The organism is Bacillus sp. N6, from assembly GCF_052805735.1.
The window spans coordinates 877,882-892,565 of record NZ_CM127843.1 but is presented as its reverse complement, the minus strand read 5'-3'; the positions used below and the strand labels follow the sequence as shown (position 1 = coordinate 892,565).

The 14,684-nt window shown below is 35.0% G+C and carries 11 protein-coding genes; 3 read left to right on the top strand and 8 right to left on the bottom strand.

What is annotated here, in order from left to right; all coding sequences use genetic code 11:
- Positions 1-11 precede the first annotated feature (11 nt).
- Both ACUXVC_RS04555 and ACUXVC_RS04550 read right to left on the bottom strand, forming a co-directional pair.
- Positions 12-329 (bottom strand): hypothetical protein, encoded by a 318-nt coding sequence (locus ACUXVC_RS04555; RefSeq protein ID WP_098126173.1) that lies wholly within the window; start codon positions 327-329, stop codon positions 12-14.
- A 121-nt stretch (positions 330-450) separates the two neighbouring features.
- Positions 451-1,263: an enoyl-CoA hydratase gene (locus ACUXVC_RS04550; RefSeq protein WP_001999174.1), complete on the bottom strand. Its 813-nt coding sequence runs from the start codon at positions 1,261-1,263 to the stop codon at positions 451-453.
- Positions 1,264-1,718: 455 nt separating this feature from the next.
- Between ACUXVC_RS04550 and ACUXVC_RS04545 the strand changes: the two genes are divergently transcribed.
- Entirely contained in the window at positions 1,719-3,113 is a 1,395-nt protein-coding gene (locus ACUXVC_RS04545; RefSeq protein WP_098015365.1) for an O-antigen ligase family protein, read from the top strand.
- A 46-nt stretch (positions 3,114-3,159) separates the two neighbouring features.
- On the opposite strand, the gene ACUXVC_RS04540 is transcribed toward ACUXVC_RS04545, so the two are convergent.
- The 4 genes from ACUXVC_RS04540 to ACUXVC_RS04525 form a co-directional block, all read right to left on the bottom strand.
- A complete protein-coding gene (locus tag ACUXVC_RS04540; protein WP_098126171.1) occupies positions 3,160-5,022 on the bottom strand; it encodes an S-layer homology domain-containing protein in 1,863 nt (620 codons plus the stop codon).
- Positions 5,023-5,168: 146 nt separating this feature from the next.
- Positions 5,169-6,257: a polysaccharide pyruvyl transferase CsaB gene (gene csaB / locus ACUXVC_RS04535; RefSeq protein WP_001241596.1), complete on the bottom strand. Its 1,089-nt coding sequence runs from the start codon at positions 6,255-6,257 to the stop codon at positions 5,169-5,171.
- 143 nt (positions 6,258-6,400) lie between these two features.
- Positions 6,401-7,921: a putative polysaccharide biosynthesis protein gene (locus ACUXVC_RS04530; protein WP_144465688.1), complete on the bottom strand. Its 1,521-nt coding sequence runs from the start codon at positions 7,919-7,921 to the stop codon at positions 6,401-6,403.
- Between the two features lie 330 nt (positions 7,922-8,251).
- Positions 8,252-9,721, bottom strand: a complete 1,470-nt coding sequence (locus tag ACUXVC_RS04525) for a SulP family inorganic anion transporter (RefSeq protein ID WP_446025938.1) — start codon at positions 9,719-9,721, stop codon at positions 8,252-8,254.
- A gap of 187 nt (positions 9,722-9,908) precedes the next feature.
- Here ACUXVC_RS04525 and ACUXVC_RS04520 point away from each other — a divergent pair, with 187 nt between their 5' ends.
- Complete coding sequence (locus tag ACUXVC_RS04520) at positions 9,909-10,373, top strand: hypothetical protein (protein WP_000954998.1); 465 nt, start codon at positions 9,909-9,911, stop codon at positions 10,371-10,373.
- A gap of 134 nt (positions 10,374-10,507) precedes the next feature.
- A complete protein-coding gene (locus tag ACUXVC_RS04515) occupies positions 10,508-10,705 on the top strand; it encodes a hypothetical protein (protein ID WP_098794571.1) in 198 nt (65 codons plus the stop codon).
- Between the two features lie 554 nt (positions 10,706-11,259).
- Here the strand turns inward: ACUXVC_RS04515 and ACUXVC_RS04510 are convergent.
- Together ACUXVC_RS04510 and ACUXVC_RS04505 are read right to left on the bottom strand one after the other, a co-directional pair.
- On the bottom strand, positions 11,260-12,816 hold the full coding sequence (locus ACUXVC_RS04510; RefSeq protein ID WP_446025937.1) for a fatty acid--CoA ligase: 1,557 nt from the start codon (positions 12,814-12,816) through the stop codon (positions 11,260-11,262).
- Between the two features lie 258 nt (positions 12,817-13,074).
- Positions 13,075-14,562, bottom strand: coding sequence for a coproporphyrinogen III oxidase (locus ACUXVC_RS04505; protein ID WP_000908776.1), 1,488 nt, complete (start codon positions 14,560-14,562; stop codon positions 13,075-13,077).
- Between the last annotated feature and the right edge of the window lie 122 nt (positions 14,563-14,684).

The following is a 14,684-nucleotide window of genomic DNA, read 5'->3' as shown; positions in this document are numbered from 1 at the left end:
TCCTCCTATATTTAATAACATCCGAGCTCTGCTTTATAGAAAAACCATTTTTTCTTCACGCACGCACTTAACATATCAATTCCTGATCCATGTGCTCTTACATGTGGAAAGAAATAGTGCTCTAAGTCTTCGTCCTTACCATATAGAGTTTGATACTCATCTGGAATAACTTCTTTTTTCACATCTTTTTCTTTCGTCACCCCGTCAGAAAATGCAACACTTGGATGTCCCTCAAAAAACAACGCAGTCCGAACTGCCAAAGATGGTGTACTATGCAAAGCAGAATATGTAAGCAAAATAATAGTGATAACACCGATCATTTTCTTCATGTATTACTCCTTAAAAAAAGTGCTAACACAATTATACTAAAATGTGTTAGCACTTTCTCCCCTTTATCCCGAATTAACGAGCTAATAATCAGTGAGGAATGGACAAAATCCTCACTTCACTTTATTCCCCTTTAAATGCTGGTAAACGTTTCTCTAAAAACGCAGCAATTCCTTCTTTATGATCCGCTGTTTGTCTCATTGCATATTGACCACGCTTCTCTAATTGCAATGTTTGCTCTAAATTAGAACGATTTACTTCACATAAAATTTGCTTCGTTTGAATCATTGCTTTAATCGGCTTTTGTGACCATTCATTAATCTTCTGCTTCACAGCCGTTTGGAAATCTTCGCCGATTACTTCATCAATTAAGCCGATATCAAGCGCTTCTGTCGCTGATAATTTCTTACCTTCCCAAATAATTTGCTTCGTCATATTTTCACCGACACGCTTTTGAAGGAAGAAATGACCGCCTCCATCTGGAATTAAAGCGATTCCAATAAAGTTCATTGCAATAACAGATGATATATCCGCCATTACATAATCAGCTGTTAACGCAATACTTAATCCAAGACCTGCAGTTGGTCCATGAATTGCACTAATAACAAGCTTCGGCATCGTATATAATGTCACGACAACTTCAGAAATAGTATTCATAATGCCATCAAACTTACTTTCATCATTACTTGAAAGCATCGATTTAATATCCCCACCCGCAGAAAAACCACGGCCGTTCCCGCATAACACAACGATATGCGCAGAACTTTCCGCTACTTCTTTCAACTTTTGTAATAACTCTTTTAATGTCGGCTCATCTAACGCATTTAACACCTCTGGGCGATTGACCATAACCGTTGCAACGTGGCCTTCATATTTCACAACGACAGATTCTGTTTTACTTGTTATTTCCATTATATATACCCCTCTTTTCTCCATAAAGATTATACTTATATAATTATAGAAAACCATTGAAAAATCCTTCTTTTTTCTCAATTTTCTGTCTAATAATCTCGCAATTTGTACATATACCGTATAAAACATACAATTCCGTTGAAAAATATAGAAATTAAAGTCGGTTTATCCATGCTTTTCATCTATTTACCATTACAATGAAATGGTGTATTCTTAAGTTTGATAAAGTGAGACTTTAATCAGTGGGGGGTGTTCATCCCCCACTGATTATTAGTCCTCACCAATCGGGCTTTTACGGGCAGTTGATCCCCACCTAACTTCTTTGCTTCCGCTGTATTGTATTTTGAGGCGGGGTCTTACTGCCCGTTAATGCGGGATAAAAAAACAAATATTGAAATTCATTCGCCTTACTATGTAGAAAAGGCTTTATACCCATCTTTTGGGTGTTGTAATAAAGGAATGAAGAACTGGAGGAACATATGGTTAATAAGTTGAAACAAACGGATAACTACTTCCCACATTTCCTATTGCTATTCATTGTGTTTCAACCAATTTTAGATTTATTAACATCTTTTTCAATCTATATATTACACATGAGCGCAACAGTTGGAGTTGTAGTCCGTTTCGCCTTTATGCTTCTTGCATTAGGATACCTACTTCTTCATCACAAACAACAAGATGCGAAAAAGTACATCCTCTATTTATGTTTACTCGGAATCGCACTCGCAATCGGTCTTGTAAATAATATGATGGTTAAATCTCCAGTTTCATTTGGAGAAGAAGTTAAATTTATCTTAAAGAGCGTATATCCAATTGTGCTACTGTTTGGATATATTATCGCCTTTAAAGAGCTAAAAAATAAAGAGTATGTATTTCATAAAATCATTACATATTTCTTATATGCAACTTTAATTTTAAGTATCACTATGATTGTCGCAATGCAAACTGGAACGGATTTCCCAAGCTATCCTCACTCAAAAATTGGTTCAAGAGGTTGGTTCTTCGCTGGAAATGATTTAAGTTCTCTTTTCGCCATTATGTTCCCAATCATTGTCTTATATTCGATTCATAAAACAACTTCTTTCTCGAAAATATATTACTGGATTCCAACAATACTTGCGATGTATGCAAGTATTATGGTCGGAACGAAAGTCGGATATGGCGCAATTGTTATTACATTAGGCGTAGCACTTTTCTTCTCATTCATTGAATATATGATAAATCGTAAAAAAGAAGGAAAAGGATTCACACATATTGTAAATACCGTTGTTGCCGCAGTTATACTAGGAGGTTTAATTGCTCTTACACCGCATACTCCTATCGCAAAAAATATGGGCATTCACATGCAAATATACGAATACAAAAAATCAGTACAAGAAGAGAAAGATCGAAAAGAAGGAAAAGTAATTAAAGAAGATCCAGAAGATGCAAAAAAACATGCAAAAGGTGAACTTACAGATTCTGAAGTAAAAAGTTTAATTTACAGCGATCGCGACAAATTCTTAAAAACATACAAACAGTACTATAAAGACGCACCGCTTTCACAAAAACTATTCGGAATGGGTTACGCTGGTAACTACACAGATAAAATTAAATTAATTGAAATGGACTTCCATGACCTATTTTTCGCATTTGGAATTGTCGGTTTCCTTATTTACTTAATACCACTTCTATACTTTGGTATTAAATTATTCATCCGCATGATCACAAACTTTAAGAAAATTATGACCGTAAAGTATATGCTATTAGCGAGCACACTCATTCTATCACTTGGCATTGGCTTTATGTCTGGCCACGTATTAACAGCGCCAGCCGTTAGTATTTTCTTCGTTGTTATACTCGCTTATATCATTGTTGATTTTGAAATTGAATAGAAAGAAGGTGCTACGAAATATTAGTAGCACCTTCTTTTTTATTTAATTAATGTTTTACATATTCTAAGCTTTCTTTTGCAATATACGCTTCTGTTACAGTAGGATTATCTGAAATAACTTTAACCCACGATTTTCCATTTATTATTTCTTCACCAGTAACTGTAACAACTACATTTGTATTTAAACGATACAGTCGCTCATTTGATATACTAGGATTCTTTTTCACTTCCACGTTATTCATCACACGTGCAAGTTTGTACTTGTTGTATTCTTTTTTACCTAAATAAGAATCAAAACGGTTCATATGCCCCGCTACTTTTTTACCCCAGTTCGCATCAGATGCATATTTCGCATTTAAACCAGCAGCTTTATCACCTGTATATGTTGCTGTATAACGCCAATGTCCTGGATTTAAATATCCTTCATTCATGTATAATTTTGCTGCATGTTCAATACAATCTTCTTTTGAATTGAATGCTTCTCCGTTACCATATGGACTATCGTCTGTTGCTTTTAAACCAAATAAATTATTTTTGTCTTTTGCAAGAGCGCTTGTTCCATAATAACTTTCATGAATTGCTAATGAATATAAGAATAATGCATTTACATTATACTTGCTTTCTACTTCTTTAAATTTCTTTCCTAAACCAATTAATGGAGAGTCTGGCTTAATCGATTTCACATAACTATCTAGTTGTTCAGCTGTATAATCTGTTTTCGAACGTAATGATAAATAATTGAAATATTGATAGAAAGTTTCGTCTCCAAATGTCTTTCCATCTACACTATACATTTGCTGTCCTTGCTTCATGAAAGAAGGTGCCACACCATATCTAAATTCTGTATATCCAGGTGAACTTGTATTATATGTATAATATTTATGGTATAAATATCCATCTGATTTCACATAATAAGACGACTGTTTCATTTCATTTGTAGGAATTAAAGTGATTTCATTCTTCTTCACATAACCTGTCAAACCAGAAAGTTGAACTTTCACACGATCTTCGCCAACTTCTAACACTTTCAATTCTGTTCCATACTGAATATACGTATATACTGTTGACAAATTCTCATCATAAATATTAATGATGTTTTGCCCAGTTATTCTTTTCGCACTTGCAAAACCATCTTTAATCCATAAAAATTCGTTCTCGTATTTCACCGCATTCATACCTTTATTTTGAGCAGCCGTAACCGCTTCTTTATACGTATTATAGCGCTCTACTTCTTGCTCTGTTCCATTTTCTCTTACATTTGTCACAACATATTTCTTAGTTTCTACAGGATTGCTATTTCCGTTTTTTTCAATCGTCTGAAGCATGCGATCCAACATAGCTGAAGCCATCCCTCTTGTAGCTGATAAATGTGGTCTAAATGTATTATCTTCTGGATACCCTTTAATAATTTGAGTAGCCACCATAACTTGCACATGCTCTTTATAGTTAATACTATCTTTATCAGTAAAGGTAAGCGGACTTACAGCTACTTTAATATTTTTATAGTCTAACGCTCGCTTTACCATTATCGACATTTCTTCACGTGTAATCACATCATTTGGTGAGAATGTCTCGTTCGTACGACCATTAATAATTTTCGCTCCATATGCTCTACTTACACCATCATATAAACCGTAAGTCTTCGGCACATCCTCGAAATTCGAATCAGCTTTCGGTAAATTTAAAGCCCTTGCTATGAATGTAGCAAACTCTGCTCTTGTTACTAATTTATCAGGCGCATATACATTGTCTCCATACCCCATTAAAACTCCTTTAGTAATAAGTGAGCGCATATGCGTCTCAAACATATGTCCTGTAATATCATCATTTGCCGCATAACTTGAAATAGGAGTTAAAAGTAATGATCCCGTTAATGCCACTGCTGTTATACCTTTTGAAAAAGTCTTCAAGGTTATCCTCCTCGTAATCTACGAATTTATTATCACAAATTTGATTATATAATAATCACAATCATTTTAGCATAATAAATAGGAATTAAAATAAAACGTTTTTTAATTAGAATTTTCATTAAATTCAAAACAAAATAAAAGACACTTTACTTTTTTAATAAAGTGCCTTTTTCCATATGATCAATGAGTTTCTTTGTTGCCTGTTTGCCTTGCAACCGAAGCTCATCTATTGTCAATTGTAACTCTTGCTGCACAGTTCCTTGTTGCATTAATTGCTTTTTCGCAATTTCATATAAATATTCAGCACTCCATTCGCCATCCACACTTCCTATAACTGGCTGATTCACTTGACTTAAAAACGAATCAATTTTCGGATCGTATGAAATCCCGACCATTGGAGTTTTGGCTACAGCAGAAAAAACTAGTGCATGAAGACGCATACCAATTAGTAATGAACATTGTGATAAAATGAATATTTTCTCGTCGATATCCATTTTATATGGAAGCATATACGTCTCTTCTCCCATTAAGTCTACTACTTCACGCGAAGCTTTTTGATCAAATGGCTCATGCATTGGAACAAATAGAATTTGGTATCCTTCTTGCTTTAATTTTTTTAATGCCGCAGCTAATTTTTTTATATAATCTTCTTTTGCATTCCAATAACGCACACTAACCGCGATTACTTTTCCATGTATCGAATGCTTTTGCAACCAATCCGATTGTTTTGTCCGTTTCCATGTTAAAACAGGGTCTGGAACAATTTCAATATCGTTTTTTATGCCAAGTCCTTTTAAATATAAAAACGAATCCTCATCTCGAACTGATACATAGGAAGCTTTTGACAAGTTCCATTTTACTAATAGACGATTATATCCTTTTGTAATTGGACCTATTCCTTGTGAATAAATATAATACGGCTTTTTTAATAATCGAGCGAGTCCCATAATACCCGTATAATATAGAATACTCTTCGTACTTGTCTGATCTTGAAGAAGGCTCCCGCCACCACTAATAACTCCATCACTGTTTTTGATCGCATGATAAACAGCTTTTATATCCCAGCGATCTACCGATTCTACACCATACATTTCCTTTGTATATTTAGAATCATTTGATAGTACTACTAGTTCTATATCCGGGTTCTCTTTACTTAACGATTCAATAATTGATTGTAGAATCGCCTCGTCTCCAACATTATAAAAACCATAATATCCTGATAAGACTAAACGCACCCTAAATCTCCTCCAAAACTAGGTAACCGTTTATTTCATCTAACATAAACTGGTACCCATTCCTTACCTAAACACTTAATACCCTACATAGTTTCCTCTTTATCAGCTCATATGAATTTTAATAAAAAATTAAATTTTTATATTTATTTTTTCAAAAATGGTATTTTTTTTATTGATATCCATTTTAATTTCAAAGCACATACACCATACAAAATGGTTGTAATACTTAATGCTATACCACTGAATAATAACGTCATAATTCTTGAAGATGTAACATCTATCACATTAAATAGTTCATACAATCCTAGTCCTAAAATAGATGCTATTGCTAGCACACCAAAAAAGCTTTTTAAATGAATAGAATAGGCAATATAGCTTCGAATATACAAATGATTTACAATACAAATCAATACGTAAGTAATGAATGTACTATACGCCGCTCCATCTATGCCCAACTTCTGCACGAACATTATGTTTAACACGACTTTCACACAACTCGCACCAATAACAATCCATGCAGCTTGTGCAGAACGATTAATGCCCTGTAAAACACCTATTGATAATACCATAACCGCAGTAAAATACGAACTGCCAATCATAACTGTTAACATACTACTGCCTTTTACGTCTGTGAACAATCCGACATTTAACGGTACTGTTAATGCCATCAACCATATTGTTAACGGTGCTGTCAAAACATGCGCTAGTCGATTTGTATTTTGAATTGTTATTTTCGCCAAATTTATATCTCTTTTGGCCAATGCGGAAGTTAAGAGTGGTATTAACGGAAATACAATTGCACTTGCAAAAATAACAATTATTTGCGTGAATGCAAAACCGCGACTGTATATTCCAAATTGTTCTTGAATTTCTGTTGATGATCCTTGTAATACATGCGGTATTGTAAGCGAGTCTACTAAATTTAAAAGTGGCATTGATAAAGCTCCGATAGCGATTGGGATCGATACCCTCAATATCTTTTTGCCGTTTTCTCTTAAATCTCGGAGTGAATAGGAATTGCTTTTATTGTAGTATGGACTTCTATTATATTTTATACGCAAATATATAAGCGAACTAATGACTCCAAGAAAAGAGCCAACCATCGCACCACTAGTAATAACAGTATTACTCTTATCCCATGATACTAGTATGTAAGCAATTATTAACATAAAAAACACACGTACAAATTGCTCAATGACCTGTGATACCCCTGTTGGTTTCATATCACCGAAACCTTGAAAATACCCTCTATAAACTGCCATGTATGGCGCAATGAGTAATGCTAATGAAGTAATAAGCAACGGCATTCTAGTTTCTTGTCCACCAAGCATATTTGCAATTTCAATAGAAAATAATACAATGACTAAACAGCCGAAAACGCCAAATGCTATCCCAATAATTGACGCTGATTTAAATAATTTCGCAATTTCCTTTTGCTTATTTTTTTCGTTCAACTCTGCAATTAGTTTCGAAATTGCAAGTGGAACTCCGGCTACCGATAATGTAAGAGCAATCATATATACAGGAAAAACAAGACGGAAAATACCGAGCACTTCATCTCCTGCAATATTTTGTAATGGAATTTGAAAAAAACTACCAAGCAATTTTGACAAAAAAGTTGTAATGGTTAAAATTGCTGCTCCTTTTACAAATGTTTTATTCATATTTTTTCTCTTTTCTTTTATACATATACTCTCAAACATATTGTTTTAAACGATAGGGATTCACTTTATCCCATTGGTTATCATAACAAATTTATTATAGGTTGAATACTTGGTTTTTTTTACAAAATAGAAAAGAGAACCAATTTACGCCTATCTCTTCACATTCTAATTTCTAATTCCTTCCATTATATGTACACATTATAACTGTTTTCGTTACTCAAAAAGAGCTCTTCTCTATCACTGCGGTACATATTACTAAAAATATTATAAGAATATCCCACAACTCTACATTATAATGTATGTAAGATTGTGAGATATTCTAATTACCATCTAAGCACTTAAGATTTTCAATTGTTCTTTCTGTTCATCGCTTGCCATTACTATGATTGTTTTTTCAATACTCGGATGTACTTGCTCAAGCTTTACACTTGCTCCTACTTTATTTGATTGCTCAACAAAATTTAATAATGCCATAGCTCCTGATACATCCATATAACGCACATCTTTCATACGTAAAACAACCGGTGACTTCACATCTTGTAAAGTAGAGAAAATACGATCTACTGATAAGAAAGAGAGCGGTCCTTGAATCGTATACGTTTCTTCTCTTTCTTTTACGATAGAAGTTTTACGTTCTTTACATTTCACCATATATATGATGAACGAAAGAATAATACCGAATGCAACAGCAATCATTAAATCGAACTTCACCGTCACAATCATCGTTACGAGCATAACAACGACATCACCTTTAGGAGCGACATGCATCTTTTTCATGCTTTCCCAGTCGAACATTCCAATACCAGTTAAAATTAAAATACCTGATAGTACAGCAAGTGGAATATATTGTACGACCGAACCAAGACCCATAATAAAAATGAATAAGATAACACTATGCATACATGCCGAAAGTGCCGTTTTACCGCCACTTCTTATATTCACGATAGACCTTACAGTCGCACCTGCACCTGCTAATCCGCCAAACAATCCGCTCATCATATTACCGATACCTTGTCCAACGAGCTCTTTATTACTTTTATGACGTGTACCTGTCACATTATCCATTACGACCGATGTTAACAACGAGTCAATCGATCCTAATAAAGCAATACTAAGCGCTGGTAAAATAAGTGCTGCTATTCCTGTTCCACTTAAAGATGGAATATGAAGCGTAGGCATCGCTTCTGGAATGGTTCCAATCTTTTCAATTACTTTGTTTAATGAAAGATTTCCGATAATCGGTAAATTTACTGTAAGTCCTTCGAGTAGGGAAGAAAATAAAGGTAGCAAAGCTGTCACACCGACTAGTGCTACTAAACTAGACGGAATCGCCTTAATCCATTTACCAGAAACAATCATTACAATAATCGTTAACACAACAAGTAGAAAACTATTTTGTACGTGCTTTATTTCGCCTAAAATAATGATTAATGCAATACCATTCATAAATCCTGAAACGACAGGATACGGAATATATCGAACGTAAGAACCGAGCTTACATAGACCGAATAAAATTTGAAATAACCCTGCCATCATAAAGGCAATAAAACTTGCCTCTAACCCGTGCGTCGCAATAACTCCTGTTGCGATAACGGTAATTGGTCCAGTTGGCCCCGTTACTTGCCCAGGTGTCCCGCCAAATAACGCTGCGAATAAACCTGCAAAAATCGCACCATACAATCCAACAAGCGCTCCCTCAGACGTTCCTGTCGCGGCAATACCAAATGCAATCGCAAGTGGTAACGCAACAATCGCAACAGTAAATCCTGCTAAACATTCCTTTGCTATTTTTTGAAACATAAAAAAACCACCTTTGTATAAAGTCCATGTTCCATTGTACACCTAAAAAGATACATTCGTTAGCTCACTTTTTACATTCTCGTGACGTAAACGTATTCAATGAAAAGTTTCCCCCTTATCTTTGGAAACAATTGCAACTATGCTATAATGAACAAATTAAATCTTTTACTATATACTTGGAGGCACTATGCTAACTTTTGAAGAAAAATTATCGATTATTGAATCTTTCCCAGAACTAGAAAGAAAGAACGTATCATTAAAACGTGTAAACTTCCACTTTGAAGAAAGTCGTTTAGATAAAAAGAACGTTGTATTTCATTTACACCCAAATGGAAATGGATTTGTGTATGCAAGTGGTATTAAAGGTTACAAAACGGATGATAAGGGTATGGTTAACATCCGTGAGTTTTCAGCAGAAGAGTTACGTTCAGTAATTGAGAAATCAATTGACCTTCTATCACAAGAAGAAGTAGTAGCACCTGTAGAACCTGCGAAAGAAGAAGAATGGCAGAACGAAGATGGTCATATTCTTACTCTTATTTCAGAGGATGACATGTGGAACGTGTACGCTGGTGTAAACTTAGACGGTACATTCAACTCTTATCCAGAAGCTGCGGAATACCTTGATGAAGAAGGGTTTTCACGTAAATAAAAATAGAAACCTATTTCATTCAACGACTTTTATAGTAATCGAAAAAGACACTTAAGGTGTCTTTTTTTGTTATATAAACTCCTTTCTCACACTATCTCTATTAATTTTCATAAAATGATTCAGAGGAGGTTTATATGAATACAACTGCTAAATTAATAAATTGGAAAGAACATGGCGATATGATTATTCTAGAATGTGAATTAAATGGAAAACACTTCGAGATATCAACATATAAACAACGAATATATAATGCACACCTTTTATCAGCTGACGTTTATATTCGTTTAGATTCATCTGATAATATAATTGGAATAAATATCTATAAAAAGTAAGAAAAGCCCCCTATTCCGTAAGCGGGCTTTATCTTTATTACAAAATGTTAGAGTATACTCTCTTTTTTTCATACAGTTTATGTAATTATACATATTCATTAAAAAATACACTAAATGAATATTACATGTAGTAAAATATAACTTGTGGGCACGTTCTATAAAGCAGATTCTTTTAAAAGGCGTAACATATCAATTATTATAGGGGATGTGGCGTCACTTCGATATTGATCTCAAATCTCTTGTCTTTTGTGAACTAACAATCTAGTGTATATAGACGATTCTGCTTTATAGTGTGTGTTTACACTCATAACAAAGGGGTAATGGTAATACGGATAGATTCCGATTCGTATGAAATGAAATGGTTCAAGTCGGAGAGAGGCACCTTAAGGTGTCTTTTCTTTTTGGACATTACATCCATTTTGTTTTTCCACCTTATTTCAAATGCGCTAATTAACCTTCACCAAGAAGAAATGAGAATTAAAAAAGATATTGTTTCTTCTGTTTAATACAGAAAAATGAAGGATACCCCATAGATATGGGGCATCCTTCATTTTCTATTTTTTCGCACCTTTCAGTGACTCCCTCAGCACAAACTTCTGCAACTTCCCGCTCGCATTACGCGGAAGTTCATCTACAAATAAATAATGACGCGGACGCTTATAATCTGCTAATTCGTCACTTTCTTTGCAATACGTTTCTAAATCAGCTTCTGTTATTGTTTCATCTTTCTTCACAATAACTGCCACAACACGCTCTCCCCATAATTCATCTGGCTCACCAAGTACCGCCACATCTAATATACCGGGATGACTATGAAGGAAATCTTCAATTTCACGAGGGTAAATATTTACGCCACCGCTAATTACCATATCATCAACACGATCTGCAACGAATAAATAACCATCTTTATCAAAGTATCCTAAATCACCAGAATGATACCATCCTTTATACATCGATTTTTTATTCGCCTCTTCGCGATTATGATAGCCAGCCATCATAGTTGGGCCGCGTAAAATAATTTCTCCTACTTCATAAGGAGGTAATACATCATCTGGTTCTGCCGGTGCATCCTCGTTCGGTTTCACAATACGAACTTCATGACTAAAGCATGGCGTGCCTGCTGAACCAGCTTTCGTAATTTGATCCTCCTCTACGAGAAACGCCACAACTGGTCCCATTTCTGTCATTCCGTATATTTGAACAAGGTCAATATAAAGACGTTCTTTACATTCCTTCACTAACGCCGGTGCCATTGCCGCTCCGCCATATATACCGATTTTCATTGAAGTTAAATCATACTGAGTTAAATCTTTTTGCAACAACATATTCCACATCGTCGGCGCTGCAAAGAACGTAGTAATCTTTTCTTCTTGAATCGTATGTAATACTGTTTCTGTATCAAAATGATGCAAAATAACATTCTTTCCGCCAACTTGAATGCGTGGTATGATTCCAGCATTTAATTCACCACAGTGATATAAAGGTGCAACGACAAGCCCAACGCTATCTCTATTATATTTTAGGAAATACGTACAAATCATACTATGCTCAGCCATTTCACGATGACGATGTAACACGCCTTTCGGATAACCTGTCGTACCGCTCGTATACAGCATAGAACAATAATCCATTTCATCAATTTCGATATTTACTTTCTCAGAAGATGCTGCATTCACTTTTTCATGGTAGGAACTTGCATAGGAAGGTTTGTCGTTTTCTATAGACCAAAAAGATGTATTTGGAAAATCTCTTTCAATTATAGCAACAGTTGACTCAACTGCTTTTTCAAAGACAACGACTTTCGAGGATGCGTCCTGAAGAATATAAGATACTTCTTTCGCCTTTAAGCGGAAGTTAATCGGGTTAAAAATCGCGCCAATTTTCGCACAAGCTAAGTAAACGTTTACAAATTCATGGCAGTTATATAAGTAAACAGATACTGTATCTCCCTTTCTTACTCCGTCTTCTAATAAAGCGTGTGCCGTTTTATTTATTTGTTCATCCCACTGTTTATATGTCCAGCGAATATTTTTTTCAGGTTCCACTAACGCCTCTTTATTTGGATACTTACCAACTGATAAATCAAAAATTCTCCCTATCGTCATATACATGCCAACAATTTCCCCCTTTTCTCTTTCATAAATCTATCATTTCGTCCATAAGTAGACATTGTCCTCTAATGATTTGACTAATTTTTCTGATTATTATCGACATAGTTTTACATACGGTACCGCTAAACGGTGAATAAAATTATACCGGCGATTTTTCGAATATATCGACTTACCGACAAAAACTGCCAAGATATAATCGGCCCCCCATTACTGCAGGATAAAAAGAGGTTGTTCCGACTCGGAACAACCTCTTTCTTCTTATGCGAATAGCTCTTCTAAAATTTTCAGTTTATCTTCTGTATATTTTACAAAGCCATCGTTATATGATTTTGGATCTTTCGGATTCGCGAAGTGCGTAATTGCCCCCGTCTTCGGATGAACAAATTTACTTGATGCACCGCAACCAAGTCCGATAATTGATTGTACTTCTTCCATAATGACAATGTTGTAAATACTTTCTTGCGTCGGCATTGCATAACCAACGTTCTCTAAGTTACCTAAAATATTCTTTTGACGATATAGGTAATATGGTACGTAATTATGCTTTTGCGTCCATTCTTCTGCTTCGTGCATCATCGCTGTAATTTCTTCGCGACCTGCTACTTTATATTTACGTTTGTTTTGCGTCATTTCAGAAGCACGTTTAAATGATAACGTATGAACTGTTAATGATTCTGGCATTAACTTTTCTGTTTCATCTAACGTATGCTTGAAGATATCTAACCCTTCACCAGGAAGACCAATAATTAAGTCCATATTAATATTGTTCATTCCCATTTCACGAGCTAAATGGTATTTCTCAATTGTTTCTTCTACAGTATGATGACGTCCAATTGCTTTTAGTGTCTCTTGATGATATGACTGCGGATTAATACTAATACGGTCAATGTTCCATTTATTTAACACTTCTAGCTTTGCTGGCGTGATCGTATCTGGACGACCTGCCTCAACTGTAACTTCACGTACATTTTTCACGTCTGGGAACGCTTCGTACATTTCTTCATACAGCATATCCATCTCTTCTGCTGTAATACTTGTAGGTGTACCGCCGCCATAATAAATCGTCGTAACTTTCACACCTTTTTCTTTTAAAAACTTACCAATTTCACGAACTTCATAATGTAAACCACCTAAGAACGAATCAACAGATCCTTGGCGTCCATTAATTGCATAAGCCGGGAATGTACAATATGCACATTTCGTTGGGCAGAACGGAATACCGATATAAATACTTACTTCTTCTTTCAAACGGTATAAATCCGGAACAACTGCTAATTGGCAATCCACAATACGCTGAAGAAGTTCAATTTTCTCTTCATGAATTAAATAACTTTCACGAAGTTCTTGATGCGCTTCTTCTTTTGACATACCATTTTGAAGCATTTTATGAAGAAGTTTCGTCGGACGTACTCCCGTTAAAATACCCCAGCTTTGTTCAAGTCCAGTTAACTGCTGAAGAACAGAAAGATATACATAAGATACAACGTGCTTCACTTGCTTCATACGCTCTTTTTCATCTGTGAAAGCAGATAAATCTTTCGAGAATGTTTCTTCATACACATTTCCTGTGCTAACATCCGTTAATCGAGCGGATGCTTTCACATTATCCTCAATGTGTATATCAACGATCAGATTCGCTTCCTCTTGTTCAAATCCAATCGTACTATCTTCAAAAAATAAGCCGCCAATATTTTGTAGCGGACGTAAAAAACGATCATCTTGTAACGTTTTAATTGAAATTAACACATTATCACCTTTTCATTTGCAAACTCTCTTTAGTTTACTTGAAGGGCGTTTACAGGTCAATACAGAAGGTTTTACCTGTTTCTCTTACATTTTTTCAAATAATTCTTTTTATGAATATCGCT

Excerpts from the sequence above, each read along its gene's own strand:
- ACUXVC_RS04555 (WP_098126173.1), bottom strand. The coding sequence starts at position 329 with ATGAAGAAAATGATCGGTGTTATCACTATTATTTTGCTTACATATTCT.
- ACUXVC_RS04525 (WP_446025938.1), bottom strand. The coding sequence starts at position 9,721 with ATGTTTCAAAAAATAGCAAAGGAATGTTTAGCAGGATTTACTGTTGCG.
- ACUXVC_RS04515 (WP_098794571.1), top strand. The coding sequence starts at position 10,508 with ATGAATACAACTGCTAAATTAATAAATTGGAAAGAACATGGCGATATG.
- ACUXVC_RS04545 (WP_098015365.1), top strand. The coding sequence starts at position 1,719 with ATGGTTAATAAGTTGAAACAAACGGATAACTACTTCCCACATTTCCTA.
- ACUXVC_RS04550 (WP_001999174.1), bottom strand. The coding sequence starts at position 1,263 with ATGGAGAAAAGAGGGGTATATATAATGGAAATAACAAGTAAAACAGAA.
- ACUXVC_RS04530 (WP_144465688.1), bottom strand. The coding sequence starts at position 7,921 with ATGAATAAAACATTTGTAAAAGGAGCAGCAATTTTAACCATTACAACT.
- ACUXVC_RS04510 (WP_446025937.1), bottom strand. The coding sequence starts at position 12,816 with ATGTATATGACGATAGGGAGAATTTTTGATTTATCAGTTGGTAAGTAT.
- ACUXVC_RS04520 (WP_000954998.1), top strand. The coding sequence starts at position 9,909 with ATGCTAACTTTTGAAGAAAAATTATCGATTATTGAATCTTTCCCAGAA.